The organism is Streptomyces coryli (assembly GCF_011044975.1).
Taxonomy (GTDB): domain Bacteria; phylum Actinomycetota; class Actinomycetes; order Streptomycetales; family Streptomycetaceae; genus Streptomyces; species Streptomyces coryli.
Map to the genome: position 1 here is coordinate 1 of NZ_JAAKZV010000484.1, position 2448 is coordinate 2448.

The 2448-nt window shown below is 69.8% G+C and carries 3 protein-coding genes and 1 pseudogene; 1 reads left to right on the forward strand and 3 read right to left on the reverse strand.

Going from position 1 to position 2448, the window contains the following annotated elements:
• Window positions 1-415 (forward strand): ATP-dependent helicase C-terminal domain-containing protein (locus G5C51_RS41525; RefSeq protein ID WP_276617716.1); only part of this gene is annotated, 415 nt, incomplete at its 5' end.
• Window positions 416-439: 24 nt separating this feature from the next.
• On the opposite strand, the gene pgfA is transcribed toward G5C51_RS41525, so the two are convergent.
• The 3 genes and pseudogenes from pgfA to G5C51_RS41540 form a co-directional block, all read right to left on the reverse strand.
• The gene (gene pgfA, locus G5C51_RS41530) at window positions 440-1426 is read right to left on the reverse strand and encodes a cell envelope lipid trafficking protein PgfA (protein ID WP_165246058.1); all 987 of its coding nucleotides are present in this window, start codon (window positions 1424-1426) and stop codon (window positions 440-442) included.
• Between the two features lie 37 nt (window positions 1427-1463).
• Entirely contained in the window at window positions 1464-1604 is a 141-nt protein-coding gene (locus G5C51_RS41535; RefSeq protein WP_165246056.1) for an SPW_0924 family protein, read from the reverse strand.
• A 155-nt stretch (window positions 1605-1759) separates the two neighbouring features.
• Window positions 1760-2448 (reverse strand): annotated as a pseudogene (locus G5C51_RS41540) (lytic transglycosylase); the annotation flags it as partial.

Here is a 2448-nt window from a genome sequence, read left to right on the forward strand (position 1 = left end):
CCCCGACCCGAAGGCCCTGCTCACCGCCCTCCTCCCCTGGTCCACCGGCGACGCGGCCCGCCTCGACGAACTCGCCCCGGAGCGCGTCGAGGTGCCCAGCGGCTCCCGTATCCGCATCGATTACGCCGACCCCGCGCAGCCCGTACTCGCGGTCAAACTCCAGGAACTCTTCGGCCTCACCGACACCCCGCGGATCGCCGGCGCCCGCGTCCCGCTCCTGGTGCACCTGCTCTCCCCCGCCGGCCGCCCCGCCGCCGTCACCGCGGACCTCAAGTCCTTCTGGGCGGAGGGCTATCGCTCCGTACGGGCCGAGCTGCGCGGCCGCTACCCGAAGCACCCCTGGCCGGAGGACCCGGCCACCGCCGAGCCCACCCGCCGTACAAAAGCCGCCCAGGACCGGGACCTCAAGCGCTGACGAGCGCCTGCGCGCTTACGCGCCTCACGCCCGGACCGGTTCCGGCGCCGTCGCCCCGCTGCCCGCATCCGCGGCCGGCCGGCGCGAGCGGGCCTCCAGCCACAGGCTCAGGCCCAGCAGCACCCCGCCGCCGGCGATCAGCCCGATCGGCATGTACGTGTGCATCAGCAGCACCAGCTGCCGCTGCGAACTGACCTCGTCGACGATGCTGTCCACGTAGTCGGGGCGCATCTTGACGTTGCCGGAGAAGGCGGTCAGCGGCTCCTTTTCCGGGGTCTTCGTCCAGCGCATCTCCTCCTTGTGGAACTCCCCGCCGTTGACCGGCGCACCCGTCGTCGGGTCGATGAGGAACCACCGCTTGGTCGAGTACCAGCGCTCGAGACCCATCTGCTGCACCACCTTCGGCGTGACGCCGAGCGGCAGCTTCTTCGGGATCTTGACCTTCGTCCACGGGATGGTCTGCTCGAAGCGGTAGACGTCCATGCCGCGGAAGTTCTCGGTGCCCTTGTAGTGGATGGGCGCCGATGTGCGCGTCTGCATGTCGTAGTACTCGTAGTCCCGCTTCTCCGTCAGGAACGGGAACTTGTACTCGATCCCGGTGCGCCGCACCGGGTCCCCGTCGACGGCCTCGCCGGTGGCGTGCACCGGTTCCTGGGTGTGGCCGTCGAAGTAGTAGCGCTCCGGGATGGAGCCGACCATCTTGCCCTTCTCGTCGATCATGTGGCTGAGGGTGTCCCAGACGACGACATCCTTGCCGGTCTCCTCCTTGACCTGCGCCGCCTGCTCCACGTTCCCCTTGAGGGTCTGGATGATGGTCACCTTGGAGACCTTGCGGGGCTTCAGGGTGGCGTAGTCCATGAGCGTGGCGTTCTTCGCCTCCAGGACCGCCTCCTGGTAGCGGCCCTGCGGGATCTGCACCAGCTTGGGGAAGGCGTACCAGCGGATCAGCGGCGACAGCGTGAAGGCGAAGACGGCGAAGGCGAGCAGGATCAGGCTGGCCTTGCGGTGCATGGTGGCGGCGGAACGGCGCATGAGCGACTACGCCTCCTCAGGGGTGCTCGGGCGGGGAAGTGAGCATCTTCTTCGGCGAGGTCTCGTTCGGCGGTGTCGGAGTGCCCAGCGCCGTCATGGTGAAGACGAGCGCGAAGGCGGCGGCCAGGCCGATCGCCGCGGCGATGAGTGCACGCATGCCGTCCTCCCAGATCTGATGGTGTGTCAGGTGAGGAGGCGCACGGTAGCAACGGCAGGGCGAGAGGGGAACACCACGTGCAACCGCCCCGCCGACCGGATCGGTCGGCGGGGCGGTTTCGCTGCCGCGGGGATGCCGCTGGGGTCTACCTGGGGTCAGGCGATCTTGAACTCCAGGGTGAGCACCGCGCCGCCCGTGGTGGTGATGCGGAGCAGGAAGGTGCCGGTGGTGTCGTCCGCGTAGACCTTCGGCAGCTTCAGCAGGCCGTCGGCGTCCGTCTTCAGGGGCAGCGTGCGGATCGCCTTGCCGTCGGCGTCCTTGAAGTACGGGCCCTTGTCGTTGGTGGCCGTGTCGTCGGCGGACTTGATGAACTCCGCCGTCGCCGCGACGCCGGTGGCCGCGGCCCCGTCGTACGTGGCCTTCGCGGTGACGTCCGCCGCGAACTCGCCGCCCGGCTTGGCGGTGAGCGCGTCGTCGCCGACCCGCGCCAGCTTGTCGGCTGCGGCGGCGGTGACGGTGGCCGAGAGGTCCTTGGAGACGGTACGGCCGACCACCTTGGCCCGGATCGTGAAGCTGCCGGTGTCGGAGCCTGCCTTGAGGGCGGGGGCGGTGGCGTAACCGGAACTGCTGGTCTTCACCGTGGCGGTGGTCCCGCCGCCGGAGAAGCGGGTGTCGGTGGTGCCGCGGATGGAGAACTCGACGCGGACGGTGCCGATGCCGGCGCCGCCGGAGGTCTCGGCCTTCACCTTGGCCCGTACGGGGAAGGTGGTGCGAGCCGGGGCGGTTAGCTTGCCGGAGGTGGCGTTGTCGAGGTGGTGGACCTTTTCTTCCGGCGGGGTGGGGG